The 22,119-nt window shown below is 70.4% G+C and carries 21 protein-coding genes and 1 tRNA gene; 7 read left to right on the top strand and 15 right to left on the bottom strand.

Annotated elements, in window-relative coordinates; translation table 11 throughout:
• Positions 1 to 113: 113 nt before the first annotated feature.
• A complete protein-coding gene (locus tag GAS53_RS47475; RefSeq protein WP_151484034.1) occupies positions 114 to 569 on the bottom strand; it encodes a GNAT family N-acetyltransferase in 456 nt (151 codons plus the stop codon).
• Between the two features lie 255 nt (positions 570 to 824).
• On the opposite strand from GAS53_RS47475, the gene GAS53_RS47480 reads away from it, so the two are divergent.
• Positions 825 to 1,592, top strand: coding sequence for a LuxR C-terminal-related transcriptional regulator (locus GAS53_RS47480; RefSeq protein ID WP_151484005.1), 768 nt, complete (start codon positions 825 to 827; stop codon positions 1,590 to 1,592).
• Here GAS53_RS47480 and GAS53_RS47485 read toward each other — a convergent pair.
• Positions 1,551 to 2,048 carry a MarR family winged helix-turn-helix transcriptional regulator gene (locus tag GAS53_RS47485; protein WP_151484006.1) on the bottom strand — a complete coding sequence of 166 codons (498 nt, stop codon included), beginning with the start codon at positions 2,046 to 2,048 and terminating at the stop codon, positions 1,551 to 1,553. The genes GAS53_RS47480 and GAS53_RS47485 overlap by 42 nt on opposite strands.
• Before the next feature lie 204 nt (positions 2,049 to 2,252).
• Here GAS53_RS47485 and GAS53_RS47490 point away from each other — a divergent pair, with 204 nt between their 5' ends.
• Both GAS53_RS47490 and GAS53_RS47495 read left to right on the top strand, forming a co-directional pair.
• Positions 2,253 to 3,071, top strand: coding sequence for a trans-aconitate 2-methyltransferase (locus GAS53_RS47490; protein WP_151484007.1), 819 nt, complete (start codon positions 2,253 to 2,255; stop codon positions 3,069 to 3,071).
• Complete coding sequence (locus GAS53_RS47495; protein WP_151484008.1) at positions 3,071 to 3,454, top strand: VOC family protein; 384 nt, start codon at positions 3,071 to 3,073, stop codon at positions 3,452 to 3,454. The genes GAS53_RS47490 and GAS53_RS47495 overlap by 1 nt, the downstream gene beginning before the upstream one ends.
• On the opposite strand, the gene GAS53_RS47500 is transcribed toward GAS53_RS47495, so the two are convergent.
• Genes GAS53_RS47500 through GAS53_RS47515 form a run of 4 tightly spaced genes read right to left on the bottom strand, consistent with a single transcriptional unit; the run spans position 3,429 to position 5,643 of the window.
• On the bottom strand, positions 3,429 to 3,674 hold the full coding sequence (locus tag GAS53_RS47500) for a type II toxin-antitoxin system RelE family toxin (protein WP_151484009.1): 246 nt from the start codon (positions 3,672 to 3,674) through the stop codon (positions 3,429 to 3,431). The genes GAS53_RS47495 and GAS53_RS47500 overlap by 26 nt on opposite strands.
• The gene (locus GAS53_RS47505; RefSeq protein WP_151484010.1) at positions 3,671 to 3,922 is read right to left on the bottom strand and encodes a type II toxin-antitoxin system Phd/YefM family antitoxin; all 252 of its coding nucleotides are present in this window, start codon (positions 3,920 to 3,922) and stop codon (positions 3,671 to 3,673) included. The genes GAS53_RS47500 and GAS53_RS47505 overlap by 4 nt, the downstream gene beginning before the upstream one ends.
• A gap of 42 nt (positions 3,923 to 3,964) precedes the next feature.
• Positions 3,965 to 4,636: a TetR/AcrR family transcriptional regulator gene (locus tag GAS53_RS47510; protein WP_151484011.1), complete on the bottom strand. Its 672-nt coding sequence runs from the start codon at positions 4,634 to 4,636 to the stop codon at positions 3,965 to 3,967.
• Positions 4,633 to 5,643 carry an acyl-CoA desaturase gene (locus tag GAS53_RS47515; RefSeq protein WP_151484012.1) on the bottom strand — a complete coding sequence of 337 codons (1,011 nt, stop codon included), beginning with the start codon at positions 5,641 to 5,643 and terminating at the stop codon, positions 4,633 to 4,635. Before GAS53_RS47515 ends, GAS53_RS47510 begins: the two co-directional genes overlap by 4 nt.
• A 295-nt stretch (positions 5,644 to 5,938) precedes the next feature.
• Between GAS53_RS47515 and ppc the strand changes: the two genes are divergently transcribed.
• Positions 5,939 to 8,671 carry a phosphoenolpyruvate carboxylase gene (gene ppc / locus GAS53_RS47520; RefSeq protein WP_151484013.1) on the top strand — a complete coding sequence of 911 codons (2,733 nt, stop codon included), beginning with the start codon at positions 5,939 to 5,941 and terminating at the stop codon, positions 8,669 to 8,671.
• Between the two features lie 79 nt (positions 8,672 to 8,750).
• Here ppc and GAS53_RS47525 read toward each other — a convergent pair whose 3' ends face one another.
• From GAS53_RS47525 to GAS53_RS47555, 7 genes are all read right to left on the bottom strand, one after another.
• A complete protein-coding gene (locus GAS53_RS47525; RefSeq protein ID WP_151484014.1) occupies positions 8,751 to 9,443 on the bottom strand; it encodes an LPXTG cell wall anchor domain-containing protein in 693 nt (230 codons plus the stop codon).
• A gap of 222 nt (positions 9,444 to 9,665) precedes the next feature.
• Positions 9,666 to 10,151 carry a hypothetical protein gene (locus tag GAS53_RS47530; protein ID WP_151484015.1) on the bottom strand — a complete coding sequence of 162 codons (486 nt, stop codon included), beginning with the start codon at positions 10,149 to 10,151 and terminating at the stop codon, positions 9,666 to 9,668.
• Positions 10,152 to 10,298: 147 nt separating this feature from the next.
• Positions 10,299 to 10,910: an aminoacyl-tRNA hydrolase gene (gene pth / locus GAS53_RS47535; protein ID WP_151484016.1), complete on the bottom strand. Its 612-nt coding sequence runs from the start codon at positions 10,908 to 10,910 to the stop codon at positions 10,299 to 10,301.
• A gap of 137 nt (positions 10,911 to 11,047) precedes the next feature.
• On the bottom strand, positions 11,048 to 11,632 hold the full coding sequence (locus GAS53_RS47540) for a 50S ribosomal protein L25/general stress protein Ctc (protein WP_151484017.1): 585 nt from the start codon (positions 11,630 to 11,632) through the stop codon (positions 11,048 to 11,050).
• 195 nt (positions 11,633 to 11,827) lie between these two features.
• On the bottom strand, positions 11,828 to 12,799 hold the full coding sequence (locus GAS53_RS47545; protein WP_151484018.1) for a ribose-phosphate diphosphokinase: 972 nt from the start codon (positions 12,797 to 12,799) through the stop codon (positions 11,828 to 11,830).
• 132 nt (positions 12,800 to 12,931) lie between these two features.
• Positions 12,932 to 14,380 carry a bifunctional UDP-N-acetylglucosamine diphosphorylase/glucosamine-1-phosphate N-acetyltransferase GlmU gene (glmU, locus tag GAS53_RS47550; RefSeq protein ID WP_151484019.1) on the bottom strand — a complete coding sequence of 483 codons (1,449 nt, stop codon included), beginning with the start codon at positions 14,378 to 14,380 and terminating at the stop codon, positions 12,932 to 12,934.
• Positions 14,381 to 14,505: 125 nt separating this feature from the next.
• Positions 14,506 to 14,577, bottom strand: a tRNA-Gln gene (locus GAS53_RS47555).
• A 353-nt stretch (positions 14,578 to 14,930) separates the two neighbouring features.
• Here GAS53_RS47555 and GAS53_RS47560 point away from each other — a divergent pair.
• Positions 14,931 to 16,256 (top strand): sensor histidine kinase, encoded by a 1,326-nt coding sequence (locus GAS53_RS47560; protein ID WP_151484020.1) that lies wholly within the window; start codon positions 14,931 to 14,933, stop codon positions 16,254 to 16,256.
• Between the two features lie 320 nt (positions 16,257 to 16,576).
• Here GAS53_RS47560 and GAS53_RS47565 read toward each other — a convergent pair whose 3' ends face one another.
• Together GAS53_RS47565 and GAS53_RS47570 are read right to left on the bottom strand one after the other, a co-directional pair.
• On the bottom strand, positions 16,577 to 17,083 hold the full coding sequence (locus GAS53_RS47565; protein ID WP_151484021.1) for an SUKH-3 domain-containing protein: 507 nt from the start codon (positions 17,081 to 17,083) through the stop codon (positions 16,577 to 16,579).
• 75 nt (positions 17,084 to 17,158) lie between these two features.
• The gene (locus GAS53_RS47570; RefSeq protein ID WP_151484022.1) at positions 17,159 to 17,662 is read right to left on the bottom strand and encodes a YwqJ-related putative deaminase; all 504 of its coding nucleotides are present in this window, start codon (positions 17,660 to 17,662) and stop codon (positions 17,159 to 17,161) included.
• A 264-nt stretch (positions 17,663 to 17,926) separates the two neighbouring features.
• On the opposite strand from GAS53_RS47570, the gene GAS53_RS47575 reads away from it, so the two are divergent.
• Both GAS53_RS47575 and GAS53_RS47580 read left to right on the top strand, forming a co-directional pair.
• The gene (locus tag GAS53_RS47575) at positions 17,927 to 18,922 is read left to right on the top strand and encodes an SMI1/KNR4 family protein (RefSeq protein WP_151484023.1); all 996 of its coding nucleotides are present in this window, start codon (positions 17,927 to 17,929) and stop codon (positions 18,920 to 18,922) included.
• 7 nt (positions 18,923 to 18,929) lie between these two features.
• Complete coding sequence (locus tag GAS53_RS47580) at positions 18,930 to 21,926, top strand: SUKH-4 family immunity protein (protein WP_151484024.1); 2,997 nt, start codon at positions 18,930 to 18,932, stop codon at positions 21,924 to 21,926.
• Positions 21,927 to 22,119: the final 193 nt, after the last annotated feature.

Raw genomic sequence — 22,119 nt, forward strand, 5'->3', positions numbered from 1 at the left:
AAACGCCGGACGGGCTGAAAATCAGCCCCTCCGGCGTTTGAGGAGCGGGGGTTCGGGGGCAGCGCCCCCGAGGATGGGACGGGTAGGGGCGGCGGGGGCGAAAAAAGCCCGCCTCACCCCAGCCGTTTCGTCAGCGTGTACTCCGTGACCCCCGGTGGGTAGTCCGGGATCACGCACACCACCTCATAGCCCTGCCTCTTGTAGAAGTCGGGGGCCTGGAAGTCCCACGTCTCGAGGCGGGAGCTGACGCAGCCGCGGGATTCGTGGGCCAGATGTTCCGCCCGGGACAGGAGATGCGAGCCGAGGCCGCAGCCGCGGTGGGGCTCGGCCACCCAGAGGTACGTCACGTGGAGCCAGGTCGCCCAGGTGTGGCCGACGAGGCCGCCCGCAAGGTCGTCGGACGGATCCAACGCCCAGATCTGGAGCGGAACTTCCCGTTCACCAGGGGTTCCGCGGAGGGAACGCAGCACCGGAGAGGCGGCCGTGTTGGCGTCCCGTAGTCGGGAACGCAGGAATTGGCTACGCTCTTTGTCGACTTCTGTCTCAATACGAAACATACGGCTCACCATAAACGCGCTGGCCAACCAGTTCTGCAAATCACCTTCCGCTCCAGCCACCCGGCCTTACCCTGATGAGCAGCACCGGTGGGGGCCGGTGCTGCTCAGGGGGCGAGACAGTCGGGTACGACGCCCGGAGTGGGGGTAGCAGTTCCAGCACGGCGGCGGCCGTGCGGCTGCGGCACCCCGTTTTCCGAGCACCAAGTGGGCTCGGGATCTCCGGGCGCCGTACCTGCGCCGGTCGTCCCCCGACCAGTGGGGGTTTCAGTGGTTCGCATCCGTGTCCTGGTCGTCGACGACCACCGTATCTTCGCCGAGTCGCTCGCCGCCGCCCTGGCCGCCGAGCCCGACGTCGATGTCTCCGCGGCCGGCAGCGGCCCAGCCGCGCTGCGCTGCCTGGAGCGGGCCGCGGCGGAAGGCCGTAGGTACGACGTGCTGCTCGTCGACGCCGATCTGGGCGGCAACGTGCCGGGCGCCCGCCCGGCCGTACCCGTGCACGACAACAACGAAGAAGGCCTGGTCGACGGCATCTCGCTGGTCGCGGGCGTCCGTTCGGGCCAGCCCAGCGTCCGTACCGTCGTGCTCGCCGAGAAGGACGACCCGCGCCGCGCGGCACTCGCCCTGCAGGCGGGCGCCTCGGGGTGGGTCGCCAAGGACTGCTCGCTGTCCCGGCTGCTCACGGTCATACGGGGCGTCCTGCGGGACGAGACGCATCTGCCGCCCGCCCTGCTCACCGGGGTGCTGCGCGAGCTGACCGCCGCCCGCAAGCACCGTACGGAGAGCGAGCGGCTGGTGGAGTCCCTCACGCCGAGGGAGCGGGAGGTCCTGCGGTGCATGGTGGCCGGGCTGGGGCGGAAAGCCGTCGCCGAGCGGCTGTTCCTGTCTCCGCACACCGTCCGGACGCACATGCAGAACGTGCTGGGGAAGCTGGGCGTGCACTCCACCCTCGCGGCCGTGGCGCTCGCCCGCCGCGCCGGGGTCGGCCCGGTCGACCTAGCCGGGGATGTTGTCGAACGGGGCGGTCAACTGGCGTAGCAGCCCGGCGAGTTCGCTGCGCTGGGCCCTGCTGAGTTCCGCGAGGATCGCGCGCTCCTGGTCGAGGAGTCCGGCGAGCGCCTGGTCGGCGCGGTCGCGGCCGTCCTCGGTGAGCCGCACGAGTACGCCGCGGCGGTCGCTGGGGTCGGGGAGCCGCTCGACCAGGCCCTTTTTGGCCAGCCGGTCGATGCGGTTCGTCATCGTGCCCGAGGTGACGAGGGTCTGTGTGAGGAGCTGGCCGGGGGAGAGCTGGTACGGCGTCCCGGCACGCCTCAGCGCCGTCAGCACGTCGAACTCCCAGGGTTCCAGGGCGTGCTCGGCGAACGCGATCCGGCGTGCGCGGTCCAGATGGCGGGCCAGTCTGCTCACGCGGCTGAGCACCTCGAGCGGTTCCACGTCGAGGTCAGGGCGCTCCCGGCGCCACGCTGCGACCAGCCGATCGACCTCGTCCTCCATGGCGATCAGTGTAGTGGTTCTGTCGATGTGAAGTCTCTTGACGTGAAGTCTCTTGACGTCGAGAGAGTGTGGGTGTGAGGCTGGAGTCCTGCCCGCGTCACCGGTGACCGCCGCGGTGACCGTGACGCCTCGTGGCTCCGCGTGACGTCGGGTGACGTCTCGTGACGCCGTGTGATGTCGAGTGTGACTTCGAGGAGGTCCACCATGCCTGCCGCCGCCGCTCCCACCTGGGACCCGGGCCAGTACCTGCGCCACGCGGAGCACCGCGCCCGCCCCTTCGCCGACCTCCTCGCCCGCGTCCCGGCGCTGCCCGGCGACCCGGCCCGTATCGCCGACCTGGGCTGCGGTCCGGGCAACGTCACCATCCAGCTCGCCGAGCGCTGGCCGGCCGCGCACATCACGGGCTACGACAACTCTCCCGAGATGCTGGCCAAGACGGGGGCGTACGCGGGCTCCACGGCGGGTGGCGGTCTGCTGGACTTCTCCCACGCGGACCTCGTGGACTGGACGCCCGCGGAGACGTACGACCTGATCGTCTCCAACGCGGCGCTCCAGTGGGTGCCGGGGCATCTGGATGCGATTCCCGTCTGGCTCGACGCGGTGGCCCCCGGCGGTACGTTCGCCTTCCAGGTCCCCAACAACATCGACGCGCCGCTGCACGCCCTGATGCGGGAACTCGCCGCCTCCGCCCGCTGGAAGGCCCGCCTCGCCGACGTCCTCCGCCGCGAGGACTCGGTCCATCCGGCTCTGGTCTACCTCGACCGCCTGGCGAGCCTCGGCTGCGAGGTGGATGTCTGGGAGACGACGTACATGCAGCTCCTGACCGGCGAGGACCCGGTCCTCGACTGGTCCAAGGGCACGGGTCTGCGTCCCGCGCTCACGGCACTGTCGGACGATCCGGACTCCCGGGACGCCTTCATCACGGAGTACCGCGACCTGCTCCGCAAGGCGTACCCGACGGCCCCGTACGGCACGGTCCTCCCGTTCCGCCGCTTGTTCGCAGTGGCCCGGAAGCCGGCCTGATGCTCACCGCCGTCGACCACGTCCAGCTCGCCGCGCCGCCGGGGTCCGAGGACACGCTGCGCGCGTACTACGTCGACGTCCTCGGCATGACGGAGATCCCCAAGCCACCGGTGCTCGCCACGCGCGGGGGCTGCTGGTTCCGGGCAGGGGCGGTCCAGCTGCACCTGGGGATCGAGAAGGGCTTCCGCCCCGCGAAGAAGGCGCATCCCGGGCTGCGGGTCACGGGGATCGAGGCGTACGCGGCCCGTCTCGCCGCGCGCGGAGCGACGGTGACCTGGGACCAGAGCCTTCCGGGCCACCGCCGCTTCTACTCCGAGGACCCGGTGGGTAATCGCCTGGAGTTCCTGGAGCCGACGCTCAGGGCGTGCGGCCCAGGTGAGTGATGAGGATGCGGATCACGCTGTCGTCGATCACATAGAGGACGCGGTAGGCGCCGACGCGAAGGCGCCGGATGTTGGGGCCGTAGGCGGTGGAGTTGGTGGGGCGCGGGGATTCGGCGAGCGTGTCGACGGTTTCGTAGACGGCGGCGAGTCCGGGGTCGTCCTTGAGGAACCGCACGGCCGCGTTCGTGGCGCTCGGCTCCCAAATGATGCGGTAGGTCACGGACGCAGCCCCAGGATGCGCCCGACCTCCTCGTGAGGGATGCCCTCTTCGAGGGTGCCCTCGGCCTTGCGTCGCTGGTAGTCGGCGACCGCGAGGGCGTCTTCGAGATCCTCTATCACCTGGGGAGAGACCAGCAATGCGGCCACGTGCCCATGATCGGTGAGGGCGATGGTCTCGCGGCTGTGAGCGGCACGGCGGACCAGGTCGCCGAGCTGGGAACGGGCCGCGCTGATCGCAATCTCAGTCATGGACACATTGGTACCACAAGATGAACCTTGTGGCCCATTGGTTCAACTCTTCCGGCGTCCTATCAGCCGAGGCTTCGCCTCGAGGCCGTCCAGGCCGTGCCAGGCCAGGTTCACCAGGTGGGCCGCCACCTCCGCCTTCTTCGGGCGGCGGACGTCCAGCCACCACTGGCCGGTGAGGGCGACCATGCCGACGAGGGCCTGGGCGTACAAGGGGGCGAGTTTCGGGTCGAAGCCGCGGCGCTTGAACTCGCGGCCCAGGATGTCCTCCACCTGTGTCGCGATGTCCGAGATCAGGGACGCGAAGCTGCCTGTCGACTGGGGGATAGGGGAGTCCCGGACCAGGATGCGGAAGCCGTCCGTGTATTCCTCGATGTAGTCCAGCAGGGCGAAAGCGGCCTGTTCGCACAGCTCGCGGGGGTGGCCCGCGGTGAGGGAGCTGGTCACCATGTCCAGCAGGCGGCGCATCTCGCGGTCCACCACCACCGCGTACAGGCCCTCCTTACCGCCGAAGTGCTCGTAGACGACGGGCTTGGAGACGCCGGCCTTGGCCGCGATCTCCTCCACCGACGTCGCCTCGAAGCCCTTCGCGGCGAAGAGGGTGCGGCCGATCTCCAGCAGTTGGGCCCGCCGCTCCGCACCGGTCATCCGGGTGCGGCGGGCGCGCCGCGGCTTTTCATTGCTGGGTGTGCTGGAGTCGGCCACGCCGTCAATCATGCAGCCTTGGCGGTCTCCGGCTTGCGTCGGACGCCCTTCCCGTCCGGGTTCCGGCGCGAATCGATACGCGAGCGTGACGGCCAGCGCACGTCGTACGCCCAGCCGAGCATCTCGAACCAGCGGATGATGCGGGCCGAGGAGTCCAGCTGGCCGCGCTCCACACCGTGCCGGGCGGAGGTCGGGTCCGCGTGGTGCAGGTTGTGCCAGGACTCGCCGCAGGACAGCACGGCCAGCCACCACACGTTGCCCGAACGGTCACGCGACTTGAAGGGGCGCTTGCCCACCGCGTGGCAGATCGAGTTGATCGACCAGGTCACGTGGTGCAACAACGCCACTCGAACGAGTGAGCCCCAGAAGAAGCCCGTGAACGCGCCCCACCAGGACATCGTGGCGAGCCCGCCGATGAGCGGAGGGAGGGCCAGGGAGAGCATGGTCCAGAAGATGAACTGGCGCGAGATCGTGCGGATCGCCTTGTCCTTGATCAGGTCCGGCGCGTACTTGTCCTGCGGCGTCTGCTCCTCGTCGAACATCCAGCCGATGTGCGCCCACCACAGGCCCTTCATCAGGGCCGGCACCGTCTCGCCGAAGCGCCACGGCGAGTGGGGGTCGCCCTCGGCGTCGGAGAACTTGTGGTGCTTGCGGTGGTCGGCGACCCAGCGGACCAGGGGGCCTTCGACCGCCATCGAGCCCGCGATCGCGAGTGCGATGCGCAGCGGCCGCTTCGCCTTGAAGGAGCCGTGCGTGAAGTAGCGGTGGAAGCCGATCGTGATGCCGTGGCATCCCAGGTAGTAGAAGAAGACCAGCAGACCGAGGTCCAGCCAGCTCACGCCCCAGCCCCAGGCCAGCGGCACCGCCGCGAGGAGCGCGAGGAACGGGACGGCGATGAAGAGCAGAAGGGTGATCTGCTCGATCGAGCGCTTCTGCTCGCCGCCCAGCGTGGCGGAGGGGATTGGGGTGTCGTTGTTCGCCTTCGGGGCGTCATCGATCACATCGGAGCTCGTGGTCATGGGGCGTCCCCTGTGGGGTCGAGGGTTGAGAGAGTGGCCGGAAACCGTGCCTACGGTTAGCCGGAAACCGCGCCTACGGTTCCGTAACCTACGGCGTCGTAAGTATGGCAGCGCGTCGCCCGGCGGCAAGGGCCCGTGAGACTGCGCGTCCGTGTGGACACCTATCCTTAATGTCGGTCGGACAGCGCGGTCCGCTCTGTTTCATTCCCGGATGCCCTGTCGCTGATGCGCGCCCGCCGCCTCGGCCGACGGGTTCCCCTCCAGCCGAGCTTCAACACTGCAAGGAGCCGCACCTGTGAGCAGTGCCGACGACCAGACCACCACGACCAGCAGTGAGCTGCGCGCCGACATCCGCCGCCTGGGCGATCTGCTGGGCGAGACCCTCGTACGGCAGGAGGGCCCCGAGCTCCTCGAGCTGGTCGAGAAGGTCCGCCGCCTCACCCGCGAGGACGGCGAGGCCGCCGCCGAGCTGCTGCGCGGCACGGAGCTGGAGACCGCGGCCAAGCTGGTGCGCGCCTTCTCCACGTACTTCCACCTGGCGAACGTCACCGAGCAGGTCCACCGCGGCCGCGAGCTGCGCGCCAGGCGGGCCGCCGAGGGCGGACTCCTCGCCCGTACGGCGGACCGGCTCAAGGACGCCGACCCCGAGCACCTGCGCGCGACCGTGCAGCACCTGAACGTTCGCCCGGTCTTCACCGCGCACCCCACGGAGGCGGCCAGGCGCTCGGTCCTCAACAAGCTGCGCCGTATCGCCGCCCTGCTGGAGACCCCGGTCATCGAGGCGGACCGGCGCCGCTACGACACCCGTCTTGCCGAGAACATCGACCTCGTGTGGCAGACGGACGAGCTGCGGGTCGTACGGCCGGAACCCGCCGACGAGGCTCGCAACGCCATCTACTACCTGGACGAGCTGCACGCGGGTGCGGTGGGTGACGTGCTCGAGGACCTCACCGCCGAGCTGGAGCGCGTCGGCGTGGTCCTGCCCGACGCGACCCGCCCGCTCACCTTCGGCACCTGGATCGGCGGCGACCGCGACGGCAACCCGAACGTGACCCCGCAGGTCACCTGGGACGTCCTGATCCTCCAGCACGAGCACGGCATCAACGACGCCCTGGAGCTGATCGACGAGCTGCGCGGCTTCCTGTCGAACTCGATCCGCTACACGGGCGCGACGGAGGAGCTGCTTTCCTCCCTCCAGACCGACCTGGAGCTGCTGCCCGAGATCAGCCCCCGCTACAAGCGCCTCAACGCCGAGGAGCCCTACCGCCTCAAGGCCACCTGCATCCGGCAGAAGCTGGAGAACACCAAGCAGCGCCTCGCCAAGGGGACCCCGCACGAGACGGGCCGCGACTACCTCGGCACGGCCGAGCTGCTGCACGACCTCACGCTCATCCAGAGCTCGCTGCGCGAGCACCGGGGCGCGCTGTTCGCCGACGGCCGCATGAACCGTACGATCCGCACGCTCGCCGCGTTCGGCCTCCAGCTGGCCACCATGGACGTACGGGAGCACGCGGACGCCCACCATCACGCGCTCGGGCAGCTCTTCGACCGGCTCGGCGAGGAGTCCTGGCGGTACGAGGACATGCCGCGCGAGTACCGGCTCAAGCTGCTCGCCAAGGAGCTGCGGTCCCGGCGGCCGCTGGCTCCGACCCCGGCGCCGCTGGACGCCTCGGGGCAGAAGACCCTCGGCGTCTTCGAGACGGTGAAGCGGGCCCTTGGGATCTTCGGGCCCGAGGTGGTCGAGTCGTACATCATCTCGATGTGCCAGGGCGCGGACGACGTGTTCGCCGCCGCGGTGCTCGCCCGCGAGGCCGGGCTGGTCGATCTGCACGCGGGCTGGGCGAAGATCGGCATCGTGCCGCTGCTGGAGACGACGGACGAGCTGAAGGCCGCCGACACCATCCTCGAGGACATGCTGTCCGACCCGTCCTACCGGCGCCTCGTCGCGCTGCGCGGGGACGTGCAGGAGGTCATGCTCGGGTACTCCGACTCGTCGAAGTTCGGTGGCATCACGACCTCGCAGTGGGAGATCCACCGGGCCCAGCGGCGGCTGCGTGACGTCGCCCACCGGTACGGCGTACGGCTGCGGCTGTTCCACGGCCGGGGCGGCACCGTCGGGCGTGGTGGCGGTCCCTCGCACGACGCGATCCTCGCCCAGCCCTGGGGCACCCTGGAGGGCGAGATCAAGGTGACCGAGCAGGGCGAGGTCATCTCCGACAAGTACCTGGTGCCCTCGCTCGCCCGGGAGAACCTGGAACTGACGGTCGCCGCCACCCTGCAGGCCTCGGCCCTGCACACCGCGCCGCGTCAGTCCGACGAGGCGCTGGCCCGCTGGGACGCCGCGATGGACCTGGTCTCGGATGCCGCGCACGCCGCGTACCGGCGGCTGGTGGAGGACCCGGACCTGCCGGCGTACTTCTTCGCCGCCACCCCGGTCGACCAGCTCGCCGACCTGCACCTCGGCTCGCGGCCCTCGCGCCGCCCCGACTCCGGGGCCGGTCTCGACGGGCTGCGTGCCATCCCGTGGGTGTTCGGCTGGACGCAGTCGCGGCAGATCGTGCCGGGCTGGTTCGGCGTCGGCTCGGGGCTGAAGGCGCTCCGCGAGGCCGGGCTCGACAGTGTGCTGGAGGAGATGCACGAGCAGTGGCACTTCTTCCGCAACTTCGTCTCCAACGTCGAGATGACCCTGGCGAAGACGGATCTGCGGATCGCCGGCCACTACGTCGACACCCTGGTGCCGGATGAGTTGAAGCACGTCTTCGCCACCATCCAGGCCGAGCACGAGCTGACCGTGCGCGAGGTCCTGCGCATCACCGGCGAGCCCGAACTCCTCGACGCCAACCCGGTGCTGAAGCAGACCTTCACCATCCGCGACGCCTACCTCGACCCGATTTCCTACCTCCAGGTCGCCCTGCTCAAGCGGCAGCGCGACGCGGCGGCGGCCGGCGCCGAGCCCGACCCGCTGCTGGCGAGGGCCCTGCTCCTGACGGTCAACGGTGTGGCGGCCGGCCTGCGCAACACCGGCTGACCGCCTGCCGCATGGCGGTGCCCCCGTCCTCGTACTTCCTGCGTACGAGGACGGGGGCACCGTTTTTGGAACGCCGGGCTCAGCCCTGCTGGGACTTCCGGCGGCGGAACACCAGGTAGCCGCCCGCGCCGAGCAGCGCCGCCGCGGCCGCGGAGATGAGGCCGACGGGGGCGCCGCTGCCGGTCTCGGCGAGATCGACGCCGCCCTGCGGAGACGGGGCCGCGTCGGAAGCGGACGAGGACTGCTGGGCGGCGGCCCTTGCGGCCCCTGCGGCCTCGGTCGCCTCGGTCGACGGAGCGACGGAGGAGGACGGCGAGTCGGTGGAGCACGGGGTGCAGGACGACGTGCTGTCGCCGTCCTCGGACTCCTGGCAGTCCGTCCAGAACACCTTGTGCTTCGCGGACCCCTTCTCACCGTCGAAGTTCCAGAACAGCTTGTAGTGCCCGTCCGGCAGCGACAGATCGTTCGTACGGCCGTGGCCCTCTGCGTCGAGCTCGAGCGAACCCGACTCCACGGTCTCGCCCTTGACGCCGGCGGTCGGGGCCCAGGACTCGATGTGCCACGCGACCTGCTGGCCGCCGTCGAAGCCGAAGGCGTCGAGGTAGAAGTCGCAGACGTGCGGCTCGTTCTTGCGGAGCTCCTCGCCGGTGGCGGCGTCGTGGATCTTTACGGTGCCGTTGTCGCCGGGCGCGGTGGCATGGGCGACGGGGGCGGTCAGCAGCGCGGCGGTCGCGATGGCGCCGGCGACGAAGGCGCGGGTGAGGGTAGGCATGGGCAGTCCATCTTCGAGAGGTGGAACGGGAAGATGTGGAGGGGGCGGCTCAGCTTCCAGTTCCGTCGAGGGGCGGTCAAGCGGCAGAACGTCCCTCGTGCACCATGCGTCACGTATCGCCCCAACAGTCCGGGGTAACAATCAGGGAACGCACAGATTTTCCCCGGACACGAAGACGAGTCGAAGGCGAGTCGGGGAACTCGGAGCGAGCTCGGAGCGGCCTCAGAGAGCCACGAAAGCGGCCGTGACCAGCGTCAGTCCCGCCCCGCCGAGGGCCCATGCGAGCCGGCTGAGGCGCAGTCCGCCCGCGACCACCATCGAGGCGAGCAGCAGCGCCCCGCCGAGCGGGACCCAGGCATAGAGGAGCCCGCCGGGACCGATGCGCACGACCTCGTCGCTGCCGGGCTTCACGACGACCGTGTACGTGCGGCCCTTGTCCACCGCGACCTCGCTGTCGAGGACGACCCGGTCGCGGGCGGTGGAACCCTCCGACGTCGGCCGGTACGGACCCGTGCACCGGTCGTCGGCACACCGTGTGACCGTCATCGTGCCGCGCTCACGGCCCTTCGTGAGCATCACGTGCTGGGCGGTGCCCCAGGAGGCCCAGACGCCCGCGATCAGGATCAGCACCGCGACCGTACCCATCGCCGCGCGCTGCCCGAACCGCAGCGCCGCGACAGCGTTCTGACGGGAGGCGAGGGCAGGCATGGCCGCGATCCTTGGCCATGGCCATGCGCTCGGTCAACTCCGGTGGGGATCCGGCGGGGGGACAAGTCCCGTGTTGTACGGACCTGTCGGCGGACCAGGGTGGCCAGCCTCACGAGCTGTACTCAGCCTCATGAGCTGCATCCAGCCTCACGAGTTGTACGTCGACTGCGCCCGCTCGAGACCGTCGATGACCAGACCCTCCACCGCGTCCGCCGCGCGGTCCACGAAGTAGTCCAGCTCCTTGCGCTCCGCGGAGGAGAAGTCCTTCAGGACGAAGTCGGCGACCTGCATACGGCCCGGCGGGCGGCCGATGCCGAAGCGGACCCGGTGGTAGTCCGGGCCCATCGCCTTGGTCATCGACTTGAGGCCGTTGTGGCCGTTGTCGCCGCCGCCCAGCTTCAGACGCAGGACGCCGTAGTCGATGTCGAGTTCGTCGTGCACGGCGACGATGTTCCCCGTCGGCACCTTGTAGAAGTCCCGCAGGGCGGTGACCGGGCCGCCCGACAGGTTCATGTACGACATCGGCTTGGCCAGGATCACCCGCCGGTTCGCCGGGCCGGGCGGGCCGATACGGCCCTCGATCACCTGGGCCTGTGCCTTGCCGGCCCGCTTGAACTTGCCGCCGATCCGCCCGGCGAGGAGGTCGGCCACCATGAAGCCCACGTTGTGGCGGTTCATGGCGTAGTCGGGGCCGGGGTTGCCGAGCCCCACGATCAGCCAGGGGGCGCCTGGTTCCGTGGTCACGTCCGTGTCTCCCATGGGTCCTTGACCAGCTGTCCTTGATCAGCGGATACGCGCCGGCCGCCGCCCCCGAGGGAGCGGCGGCCGGCAGACGGCGATCCGGTGCGGGACCGATCCGGCGGGACCGATCCGGCGTGGGACCGATCCGGTGCGGATCAGATCTCGGCGGTCTCTTCGCCGGACTCCTCCGTGGGCTCCTCCGCCTGGGCGGACAGGACCTGGAGCACGACGGCGTCCTCGTCGATGGCCAGCGTGGTGCCCTCGGGGAGCGGGATGTCCTTCGCGAGGATGGAGGCACCGGCCTCCAGGCCCTCGATGGAGACGGTGACCGACTCGGGGATGTGGGTGGCCTCGGCCTCGACCGTCAGCGTGCTCAGCACGTGCTCGAGCAGGAACGCGCCCGGGGCGAGCTCGCCCTCGGTGTGGACGTAGACCTCGACGGTGACCTTCTCGCCGCGCGTCACGGTGAGCAGGTCGACGTGCTCGAGGAAGCCCTTGATGGCGTCACGCTGGACGGCCTTCGGGATCGCCAGCTGGGTCTTGCCCTCGATGTCCAGGGACAGCAGGACGTTGGGCGTGCGCAGCGCGAGCAGCAGCTCGTGGCCCGGCAGCGTGATGTGGACGGGGTCGGCACCGTGGCCGTACAGCACACCGGGGACCTTGCTCTCACGGCGGATACGGCGCGCGGCACCCTTGCCGAACTCGGTGCGGGTCTCTGCGGCGAGCTTGACCTCGGACATAGTCACTCCTCGTAGATCTGGGGAAAGTGGTCACCCGGCCAAACAATCGGCCTGCTACGAAGAGCGCGTCGATAACGGACCGCCACACCCAAAGAGTGCGGCCTCCCTCGCCGAGCAACTGTGACAGCTTACGCGGCGGGGAGGCCGTACAAGAAATCGATCTTCACGGGTCCCGTGCGAGACCCGGAGGGCTCGCTACTCGTCGAAGAGGCTGGTCACCGAGCCGTCCTCGAAGACCTCGCGCACCGCGTTCGCGATCGTCGGCGCGATCGACAGCACGGTGATCTTGTCGAGTTCCAGCTCGCCCGGAGTGGGCAGCGTGTCCGTGAAGATGAACTCGCTGACCTTCGAGTTCTTCAGCCGGTCCGCGGCCGGACCGGACAGCACGCCGTGCGTGGCCGTCACGATGACGTCCTCCGCGCCGTGCGCGAACAGCGCGTCCGCCGCGGCGCAGATCGTGCCACCGGTGTCGATCATGTCGTCGACCAGGACACAGACCCGGCCCTCCACGTCACCGACGACCTCGTGGACCGTGACCTGGTTCGCGACGTCCTTGTCGCGGCGCTTGTGCACGATGGCCAGCGGCGCGCCCAGACGGTCGCACCAGCGGTCGGCCACACGCACGCGGCCGGCGTCCGGGGAGACGACCGTGAGCTTGTCGCGGTCCACCTTGCGGCCCACGTAGTCCGCGAGCAGCGGCAGCGAGAACAGATGATCCACCGGACCGTCGAAGAAGCCCTGGATCTGGTCGGTGTGCAGATCGACCGTCAGGAGGCGGTCCGCACCCGCCGTCTTCATCATGTCGGCGATCAGACGCGCCGAGATCGGTTCACGTCCACGGTGCTTCTTGTCCTGCCGGGCGTAACCGTAGAACGGCATGATGACCGTGATGCTCCGAGCGGAAGCCCGCTTCAGAGCGTCGATCATGATCAGTTGCTCCATGATCCATTTGTTGATCGGAGCCGTGTGGCTCTGGATCAGGAAGCAGTCGGCACCGCGGGCCGACTCCTCGTAGCGGACGTAGATCTCGCCGTTGGCGAAGTCGAAGGCCTTCGTCGGGACGACCCCGACACCCAGCTGGTGGGCGACCTCCTCGGCAAGCTCGGGGTGGGCGCGGCCGGAGAAGAACATCATCTTCTTCTCGCCGGTCGTCTTGATCCCGGTCACAGCACTGTCTCCTCAGAGGTGTCTCAGCTGGGTGTTGAGATGTGTTCTGAGATGTGTTCTCAGAGTGGTCTCAGCTGGGTGTGCGGGTGTGCATCTATCACGGTACGCCGAGTTGGACGCGCCGCTTTCCGGTCAGCCTTCGCCGTCCGGCTCCCGGGTGGCGGCCTCCGCGGCCTTCGCGGCGGCGCTCCCCGGACGCTTCCGGGCCACCCAACCCTCGATATTCCGCTGCTGGCCGCGGGCCACGGCCAGCGAACCGGGCGGTACGTCCTTCGTGATCACGGAGCCCGCCGCGGTGTACGCACCGTCCCCGACCGTGACAGGCGCCACAAACATGTTGTCCGAACCCGTCTTGCAGTGCGAGCCGACCGTGGTGTGGTGCTTGGTCTCGCCGTCGTAGTTCACGAAGACGCTCGCCGCGCCGATGTTCGTGTAGTCGCCGATCGTCGCGTCACCGACGTACGAGAGATGCGGGACCTTCGTGCCCTCGCCGATCGAGGCGTTCTTCGTCTCCACGTACGTACCCACCTTGGCCTTCAGTCCGAGGCGGGTGCCGGGACGGAGATACGCGTACGGGCCCACGTTCGCCTGGGGGCCGACCTCGGCGCCGTCGGCGACCGTGTTGTCGATCCTCGCGCTCGCGCCCACCCTGGTGTCCTTCAGGCGGGAGTTGGGGCCGACCTCCGAGCCCTCGGCCAGATGCGTGCTGCCCTCGAGCTGGGTGCCCGGGTGGACGATCGCGTCCTGCTCGAAGGTGACGGTGACGTCGATCCAGGTCGAGGCCGGGTCGACGACGGTGACGCCGGCGAGCATGGCCTGATCGAGCAGCCGGTCGTTGAGGATGCGGCGGGCTTCCGCCAGCTGCACGCGGTTGTTGATGCCGGCGATCTCGCGGTGGTCGCCCGCGACGGACGCCCCGACCCGGTGCCCGGCCTCCCGCAGGATGCCGAGCACGTCCGTCAGGTACTCCTCGCCCTGGCTGTTGTCCGTACGGACCTTGCCGAGGGCGTCCGCGAGCAGCTGCCCGTCGAACGCGAAGACACCGGAGTTGATCTCACGGATCGCGCGCTGCGACTCGGAGGCGTCCTTGTGCTCGACGATCGCGGTCACGGCACCCGAGACGTTGTCGCGGACGATGCGGCCGTAGCCGGTGGCGTCCGGGACCTCGGCGGTCAGGACGGTGACGGCGTTGCCGTCGGCGGTGTGGGTCGCGGCGAGTCTCTGGAGGGTCTCGCCGCTGAGGAGGGGGGTGTCACCGCAGACGACCACGACGGTCCCGTCGATGGTGCCGCCCAGCTCTTCGAGGCCCATCCGCACGGCGTGCCCGGTCCCGTTCTGCTCGGCCTGCACCGCCGTCCGTACGCCCGGAGCGGTCTCGGCGAGGTGCGCGGTGACCTTCTCGCGGGCGTGGCCCACGACGACGACCAGATGCTCGGGCTCCAACTCGCGTGCGGCGGCGAGTACATGACCGACGAGAGAACGGCCACAGATGTCGTGCAGGACCTTCGGTGTGGCCGACTTCATACGGGTGCCCTCACCCGCTGCAAGAACGACGACGGCTGCCGGGCGGTTGGCGCTCACGGGGATGCCCTTCGGCTTTGGAGGGGTGGGGACATCCGCAGGATACCGGGGCGTTTCAGGAGGGACATGAGAGCGGGCCCCGACAGTGCTGTCAGGGCCCGATTCGGGTGTCCGCATGGAATGGGCTCCCCCGCCAGGACTCGAACCCGGACAGATGGCACCAAAAGCCACAGTGCTGCCAATTACACCACGGGGGATCATGCGCGGCCGGACCGGACCTTGGCCGGTTTGCCGAGCAGGCACCCAACACTATGCCGTACCAGGTGCCTTCGACGCGACGGTACTTCGACGGTACGGGGTGGCCTTCCTGTGGTGTGTGCGGTCGGTGGCACGTGCGGGTGGCTTGTGCGGGTGGCGGACGGGGTTCGTGCGTGTGGTTCGTGCGGGTGGCGGACGGGGTTCGTGCGTGTGGTTCGAGAGTGGCTCGGCGATCGTTCCGGGGTTTGGGGGATACCGGCCGGTTTCGCATCTGTTCGATTACGGTGAGTGGTGTAGGCCAGTACGCGAAACTCACCGGAAAAGGGGCGGGGGGCGACCGTAGGCTGGAGGCATGACCACGACGGGGGAAGACCACACCGCGACCCTGACCGGGCCGTGGTGGTGGGCGAGGTGGCGCAGTGCGGTGCTCGACGGGAGCCTGGCGCTGGTGTCCGCCGTGGAGTGTGCGATCGAGGGGTATCCGTTCGCGGAGGCGGCGGGGGTGCCGATTCCCGCGGGGATGGTCTTCGGGGCTGTTGCCGGGTCCGTACTGCTGATCCGGCGGCGGTGGCCGATCGCTGTTGTGCTGGTTTCCATCGCCATCACGCCTGCCCAGATGGGGTTCCTGATGGGGCTCGTCGGGCTGTACACGCTGGCCGCGTCAGAGTTGCCACGGCGGATCATCGGGGCGCTGGCCGGTATGTCGATGGTGGGGATGCTCATCGTCACGTACGTGCGGGCCCAACAGGGGAATGTGAGTGGCGACCTGGCGGGGGTGGGGGACTGGTTTGTGCCGTTCCTGTCTATAACGACCTCGCTGGGGATGACCGCGCCGCCCGTGCTTCTCGGGTTGTACATCGGGGCTCGGCGGCGGCTCATGGAGAGCTTGCGGGAGCGGGCCGATTCGCTGGAGCGGGAGTTGCAGCTGCTGGCCGAGCGGGCCGAGGAGCGGGCGGAGTGGGCGCGTAACGAGGAGCGGACCCGGATCGCTCGTGAGATGCACGACGTTGTCGCGCATCGGGTGAGTCTGATGGTCGTGCATGCGGCCGCGTTGCAGGCCGTGGCTCGGAAGGATCCCGAGAAGGCCGTGAAGAACGCGTCGCTTGTGGGGGACATGGGGCGGCAGGCGTTGACCGAGTTGCGGGAGATGCTCGGGGTTTTGCGTACGGGGGCTTCGTCGGTGCGGGTGCAGGCTGTGCCGTTGGCGGCGGTGGGGGTCGCGGCGGCTGCGGCCGCGGCTGCTGAGGCGTCTCAGGTCGTTGAGGAGGAGGCGGGGGACGGGCCCTGTCTTGACGATCTGGAGGAGCTTGTCGGGCAGTCCGCTGCCGCGGGGATGGTTGTCGATCTGTCCGTGGAGGGGGAGGCGCGGGGGTACGCGGCTGTGGTGGAGCAGACCGCTTATCGCGTGGTGCAGGAGGCGTTGACGAACGTCCACAAGCATGCGGCGGGGGCGAAGACGCGGGTGCGGGTTGCGCATCGTGGGGGTGAGATCGCCATGCAGGTGGAGAACGGGGCGCCGCCTGAGCCTGGGGCTGCTTCGGATGCGCGGTTGCCCAGTGGGGGGAATGGGCTGGTGGGGATGAAGGAGCGGGTTGTCGGGCTGGGTGGGGTGTTTGTGTCCGGGCCTACGGATGCGGGTGGGTTTCGGGTTTCGGCCGTTATTCCGGCGGAGGGTTAGCGGAGGGGTGGTCGAGGGCTGGTCGAGGCCGGGCGCCTGCGGTTTGTGGGAGTGGGTCGGGGCCGTGCCGGTACGTCTGCCCGTCGCTCTCGGGCGTACGGCCGTGGGAGGGGAAGGGGAGCGTTGATTGCGGGAGCTGTATGCGACGGGCATGACATACCGGCACGGCCCCGACCCGCGTTCGATCGCGGCTGCGGGTTCGTGGGGGCTCGGCCGTAAATCCGTTGGGGGTCCGGGACGCGTTTCGTCGCGGCTGCGGGTCCGTGGGGGTCCGGGCTGCGTTCGTGCGCGGCTGCGGGCTCGTGGGGGTGCCCGAGGGGTCAGCTCGCTGTCAGGCGTGGGGGTTCCAGGCCTGCTATGAGGGTGGTCAGGGCCTGGTCGATGGTGGGGCCCAGGTACCAGTCGCCTGTGTGGTCGAGGGTGTAGACGCGGCCCTCCGCGTCGATGGCCAGGAGGGCTTTGGTGTCGGATTCCTCGCCGAGGGGGGCCACTTCGGTGTCCAGGGCCCGGCCGAGGTCGGCGAGGGTGCGGGCCATGTGGAGGCCGTGGAGGGGGTCCAGGTGGAGGGGGGACGGGGCGATCTGGCGGCCGGGGGCCGTGGTGGGGATGTGGAGGCCGCCGAACTCCGCCCATGCCTCTACCGCCGCCGGGAACACGGCGTGGCGGTGGCCGGCCGGGGACTCGTGGCCGCGTAGGGCGTCGGCCCAGAACTCGGCCCGCTTTATGTCCCAGCGGCCCGGCTGCCATCCGGCGGAGCGGAGCGCCGAGTCGACCGCGACGGAGAAGCGGGTGCTGGAGGGGGAGCTGGGGGTGCGGTCGGTGTGCATCTGCCCTTCGCCATCGGTCTGAGCTGCCGTTGTGGTTACGGCTTGCTTCTTCGAGCGGCCTTCGTGAAGGCCCTGTTACTTCTCCGGTGCAGTCGGGTCGACGATGCGTACGCCGAAGTGGGCGCTGAGTGCTGTGCAGGAGCGGCAGGGTGGCGCGAAGCTGCCGTGGAGCGGGTCGCCGTCCTCTCGGATGCGGCGGGCGGTGAGTTTGGCCTGTCTGAGGGATTTGCGGGCTTCGCCGTTGGTCATCGGTTTGCGTGCGGACCGCTTGGAGCGGGCCGCGTCGACCGCGGTGAGGTGGCGGGAGATGAGGATCACTTCGGCGCAGCGGCCGGTGAAGCGGTCGCGCTGGCCGCTCGTCAGTGTGTCGAGGAAGTCCCGGACGAGTGGGTGCAGGGATGGCGGCTGGTCGCCGCGGCCCGCCGTGCCGGTGAGTGTCGCGCCTCGTACGGAGAGAGCTGCGGCGATGGTGGGGAGTATGCCGTCGCGGCGGTGGAGGAGGGTGGGGACGTGCGTCGTCTCGTTGCTGCTCCAGCCGACCCTGGGGTCCCCGGACCTACCTGTCTGTGTCGCGCTCATTGTCCTGTTCCTCCCCTTACTGCATCCCCCGGTGCTCGGACAGAGTGCCAAACTCCGTGGCTGGTGCGGAAGCTGGGGCGGTGCGACACGCACGGTCTTCGTCGTACCGTCACGGCGCGATGACGGCAGGTCACGGAACCGGAGGACCCTTGGCCGGTACGGAACCGGAGGCCCGGTGACCGGTGTCGTTCAACCGCATAGGCTGTCGATATCCCGCGATCCATCAGGGTCCATCCAGACAGAGCGCCGCAGGGGGCAACCGCCATGACGACAGGTCGGCTCGGGCAGCAAGCCGCGCCGCCGAACGCGGCCTACGCCGGGCAGGTCGTGCAATTCCCGGATCCGGTCCGGGCGGCTCGTCACCCGAGAGGTGTACGGGTCGACGAGCACGGCTACCCCGACTTCTCTGCCTATGCGCGGGCTGCCGCGGAGATCGCCGAGCCGCCCGAGGGGTTCGGTGTCGATGAGCTGAGACTGACGGACTACGTGTCCGCCAATGCGGCCATGGCTGCCTCGGGGCATGACCTGTGGGACACCATTCCGGCTGTTGCCACTCCGCACGGGTGGACCTGGCACCACGTGCCGGGCACGCGGCGGCTCGAGCTCGTGCCCGTCGAGGTGAAGGCCCTGCTGCGGCATCACGGTGGGCTGGCCACCGCCGCCGTCGATCAGAACAAGCGGGGGACCCGGCCGCTGCAGGAGACCCGGCCCGCGCACTTCGGGTTGACGAAGGCTGTCGTCGCCGTGAGTGAGCAGCAGGTGCTGGGCGTTGAAGAGGATCTCGGGTATCGGCTGCCGGGGGCGTACCGGTCCTTCCTGAAGGCCGCCGGTGGGTGTGCCCCGGTCGGGGCCGCGCTGGACGCCGAGTTGGGGCTGTTGGTCGATCAGCCGTTCTTCACCGTGCGGGACGAGGCCGCCGTCAATGACCTCGTCTACGTCAACAAGTGCCTGCGGGACCATCTCACCAAGGACTACTTGGGAGTCGGCTTCGTGCAGGGCGGGCTGCTCGCCGTGAAGGTCAAGGGTGAGCGGATCGGGTCCGTGTGGTTCTGCGCGTACGACGACGCCCGTGATCAGGACATGTGGCCGCCTGCGGAGCGTGTGCAACGGCTGCTGTTGCCCTGCGGTGACGACTTCGACCAGTTCCTGTCCCGGCTCGCGGGCAATCCGCCCGAGCTGGAGACGGTGGCGAACCTGATGGTGGACGGCGGCTTCGCTCGGTCGGTGCCGGTGTCCGCAGTGTCTTCGGTGGGGGAGTGAGCTTCCGATGGTGACCTTCGCGCAGGCGCAGGAGCGCGCGGAAGAGTGGATCAACGGGGATGTGCCCGGTTATCAGCACCGCGAGGTGCGGGTGCGGGAGTTCGACCTCGGGTTCGTGGTGTGGGCCGAGGACCGGGCCGATGGCCCTCGGTCCGACGGGGGCGCGCAGCGGCTCGTCATCGCCCGCGACAGCGGGGAGGCCACGCTCTGGCCCTCGCTGCCCGTGGGCGAGGTGATCCGCCGGTACGAGGAGGAGTACGGGCTTCCGGACGCGGCGCCCGAACCCGCGCCCGCGCCTCCCGCGCGCGTCGACCTCAATCAGACGTCGTTCCTGCTGACTCCACCGGAGTGGCTCCAGGAAGCGGCGGATCGGATGGGGATTCCCGACCGCAGGGAACGGGGCTCCGGCGGCGGGGCTTCGGACGGGGCAGGGTCTCGTCCCGCTGCCGCTGCGGCTGCTGGTGAAGCGGCTCCTTCAGCCGACGCCGCCAGTGCTGCCAATGGGGCTGCTGGGGGCCGGGGTTCGCTTCCTGAGACCTTGCCGGGGCCCGCGGCCGATGCAGGGGCGCCGTCCGGGCCCGGGGCTCCTTCCGCGCCCGGTGGGGGTACGCCCTGGCCTGCCGCCGGTGGCGAGGCTTCCGGTGGTTCGGGTGTGCCCGCCGACGCGACTCCGTGGGCCGGGACCGACACCAACGCCGAGACGGGCGACGACCGTTCGGTGCCGTTGCCCGCGACGGTGTACGCGCCGCAGATCAGGGAGGTCGACGACGGTGGTACGCAGCCGCCGGCGTCCGAGACGCCCCCCGAAGCCCAGACCAAGCTGATCTCGGGCGGCAGTCAGCTGCCGCGTACGGCTGTCTCGCCCGCGGTGGACGAGCCGAACCCGCCCTCGTTCCCGCAGGGTTCGGGTGCGCAGGGCACCGCGCCTCAGGGGCCGGGTGTGCCTGGGGCTCCTGGAGCTCCTGGTACGCCGCCGCCCGGCGCGCCCTCGTCGTACGGCTATCCGCAGGGGCCCGGTGCCGGTACGCCGCCTCCGAGTGCTCCCGGTGCGCCCTCCTCGTACGGCCATCCGCAGGGCGCCCCGCAGCCGCCCGCCGCGCCCAACCCGCCGCAGCCGCCTGCCGGTTCGGGTGCGCCCGGGCGGCCGCTGCCGCCCAACGCCGGTGACATCGCCGACGCCGCGACCAGCAAGGCGCAGGCTCCGCCGCGAGGTGCGCGCGGTGCGGGGGCACCCGGTACGCCGCCTCCGCCGGGTGCGCCCGGAACGCCGGGTGCGCGGCCGGGCGGTGCGGCTCCCGCTTCCGGGCCCGGTGCGCCGGGGACCCCGGCGGGTGGATACGTACCGACTCAGCTCGTCTCGCAGCTCGGTGCCGATGGGCCGGAGGGGCCGAGGGGGCCGGAGCGGCCCGCGGGCCCGAACGCTCCCGGGCAGCCTGGCGCGCCTGGTCAGCCTGGTGGACCTGGTCAGGCCGGTGGGCCCGGTGCGCCGCAGCCGCCGGGGGCTCCCAACTCCCCGGGCGGTACGCCTCCCGGTGGTGTGCACCATGCCGCGACCATGCTGGCCGACCCGAGCCAGCCCGGCGCGCCCAAGCCGCCGGGTGCGCCTGGTACTCCGGGTGCGCCTGGCGCCCCGCAGCCTCCTGGCGCTCCGGGTGCTCCCGGTGCCCCGAACCCGCCGAGCGGTACGCCCGCGGGTGGCGTCCACCATGCGGCGACCATGCTGTCCGGCCCCTCGGTCGGCGGCCCCGGCGCCCCGCAGCCTCCGGGCGCGCCCGGTACTCCGGGTGCTCCCGGCGCTCCGGGTGGTCCCGGCCCCGTTCACCACGCCGAGACCATGCTGGCCGGTCCTCCGGGAGCCGGCCCCGGCACGCCCCCGCCGCATCCGGCACCCGGGGCTCCCGGTATGCCGCCCGGTGCCCCCGGCATGCCGCCGCCCCCCGCCCCTCAGCCCATGCCCGGCCAGCAGCCCTTCCCGGGCGGGCCGGTGCCCGGGCAGCAGCCCCCGGCCTACGGCTACCCCCAGCAGGGTCAGCCGACGGTCGGCCCCGGCTACCAGGCGGTCCTCCGCTACCGCGCCCAGGACGGAAGCGAGCAGCAGCTGATCCGGCGGTCCGCGCCGGGCACTCCGCACCCGGAGTGGCAGATCCTGCACGAGCTGCGCGCCATGAACGTGCCGCCGCAGCAGGTGCTGGAGCTGCACACGGAGCTGGAGTCCTGCGAGCTGCCGGGTGCGTACTGCGCGCGGATGATCCGGGAGAGCTGGCCGCAGGCACGCATCACGAGCATCGCCTCGTACGGCACGGATCACGCGAGCCGTCAGCAGGGCATGGCCCAACTGCTCGCACACCAGGGCGAGTTGCACCAGGTCGCGGACGGTCCGGCCAGGCCGGGGCCCGTACGGGCGCCGTTGCCGCCGGTGCAGCCGGCGCCGCCGATTCCGCCGGAGGCGATCGGGCAGGAGCTGGCGGCGGTGTTCGGGCCGGGGCTGTTCCGGTTCGACCAGGCGGCCGTGTCGCGGCAGGGCGTACCGCCGATCGTGGCGCACACCCTGGTGGTGGCCGGACTGCCCGTCGACATGAACCCGTTCTTCTGGGCGCAGGCCCAGCCGGGCCGTCCGGTGCCGACGCTCGCCGAACTGGCGCAGGAGCGCGGTGTCCAGCCGGCCGCCGACGCGGGTTCGTACCTCGTCATGGGCAGTGACTTCGGCAAGGCGATCTGTGTCCAGTACGGCACGGCGAACATCGTCGCCGTGCCCGTGGAGGCGGGGCCGGGCGGTGCTCCCGTACCGCCGCAGTTCGTGAACACGGGGCTGCCCGAGTTCGCGCGCTGCCTCGCCCTGCTGGGCCGTATGTGGCGTCTTCGCTTCGGGCTCAACCAGGAGCAGGCGGGGCGCTGGACCGTCGACTTCCAGGCGCAGTTGGCCGCCATCGACCCGGCGGCCCTCGGGTCGCCGGAGAGCTGGTGGTCGGTGCTGCTGGAGCAGATGTGGGACGGCTTGCTCTGACATCGCCTTTCTGCGAAGTGCCGGGCCCGGCCGATCGACCGGGCCCGGCACTTTTGTCGTCCGACCCCTTGCTGAACAGGCGGAGTGTCGCCGAACAGGCGGAGTGTCGCATTATGAACACTTCCGTCTGATCTACCAGGATGTGCGACACATCATGCTGTACGCCGCCGAAGAGGGGATTCGAGGATGAGCA

This window comes from Streptomyces albicerus (assembly GCF_008905045.1).
In the GTDB taxonomy this organism is placed as follows: domain Bacteria; phylum Actinomycetota; class Actinomycetes; order Streptomycetales; family Streptomycetaceae; genus Streptomyces; species Streptomyces albicerus.

Coding starts and splice junctions, on each gene's coding strand:
- GAS53_RS47475 (WP_151484034.1), bottom strand. CDS start 569: ATGGTGAGCCGTATGTTTCGTATTGAGACAGAAGTCGACAAAGAGCGT.
- GAS53_RS47485 (WP_151484006.1), bottom strand. CDS start 2,048: ATGGAGGACGAGGTCGATCGGCTGGTCGCAGCGTGGCGCCGGGAGCGC.
- GAS53_RS47490 (WP_151484007.1), top strand. CDS start 2,253: ATGCCTGCCGCCGCCGCTCCCACCTGGGACCCGGGCCAGTACCTGCGC.
- GAS53_RS47495 (WP_151484008.1), top strand. CDS start 3,071: ATGCTCACCGCCGTCGACCACGTCCAGCTCGCCGCGCCGCCGGGGTCC.
- GAS53_RS47505 (WP_151484010.1), bottom strand. CDS start 3,922: ATGACTGAGATTGCGATCAGCGCGGCCCGTTCCCAGCTCGGCGACCTG.
- GAS53_RS47510 (WP_151484011.1), bottom strand. CDS start 4,636: ATGATTGACGGCGTGGCCGACTCCAGCACACCCAGCAATGAAAAGCCG.
- GAS53_RS47515 (WP_151484012.1), bottom strand. CDS start 5,643: ATGACCACGAGCTCCGATGTGATCGATGACGCCCCGAAGGCGAACAAC.
- GAS53_RS47525 (WP_151484014.1), bottom strand. CDS start 9,443: ATGCCTACCCTCACCCGCGCCTTCGTCGCCGGCGCCATCGCGACCGCC.
- GAS53_RS47530 (WP_151484015.1), bottom strand. CDS start 10,151: ATGCCTGCCCTCGCCTCCCGTCAGAACGCTGTCGCGGCGCTGCGGTTC.
- pth (WP_151484016.1), bottom strand. CDS start 10,910: ATGGGAGACACGGACGTGACCACGGAACCAGGCGCCCCCTGGCTGATC.
- GAS53_RS47540 (WP_151484017.1), bottom strand. CDS start 11,632: ATGTCCGAGGTCAAGCTCGCCGCAGAGACCCGCACCGAGTTCGGCAAG.
- GAS53_RS47560 (WP_151484020.1), top strand. CDS start 14,931: ATGACCACGACGGGGGAAGACCACACCGCGACCCTGACCGGGCCGTGG.
- GAS53_RS47565 (WP_151484021.1), bottom strand. CDS start 17,083: ATGCACACCGACCGCACCCCCAGCTCCCCCTCCAGCACCCGCTTCTCC.
- GAS53_RS47570 (WP_151484022.1), bottom strand. CDS start 17,662: ATGAGCGCGACACAGACAGGTAGGTCCGGGGACCCCAGGGTCGGCTGG.
- GAS53_RS47575 (WP_151484023.1), top strand. CDS start 17,927: ATGACGACAGGTCGGCTCGGGCAGCAAGCCGCGCCGCCGAACGCGGCC.
- GAS53_RS47580 (WP_151484024.1), top strand. CDS start 18,930: ATGGTGACCTTCGCGCAGGCGCAGGAGCGCGCGGAAGAGTGGATCAAC.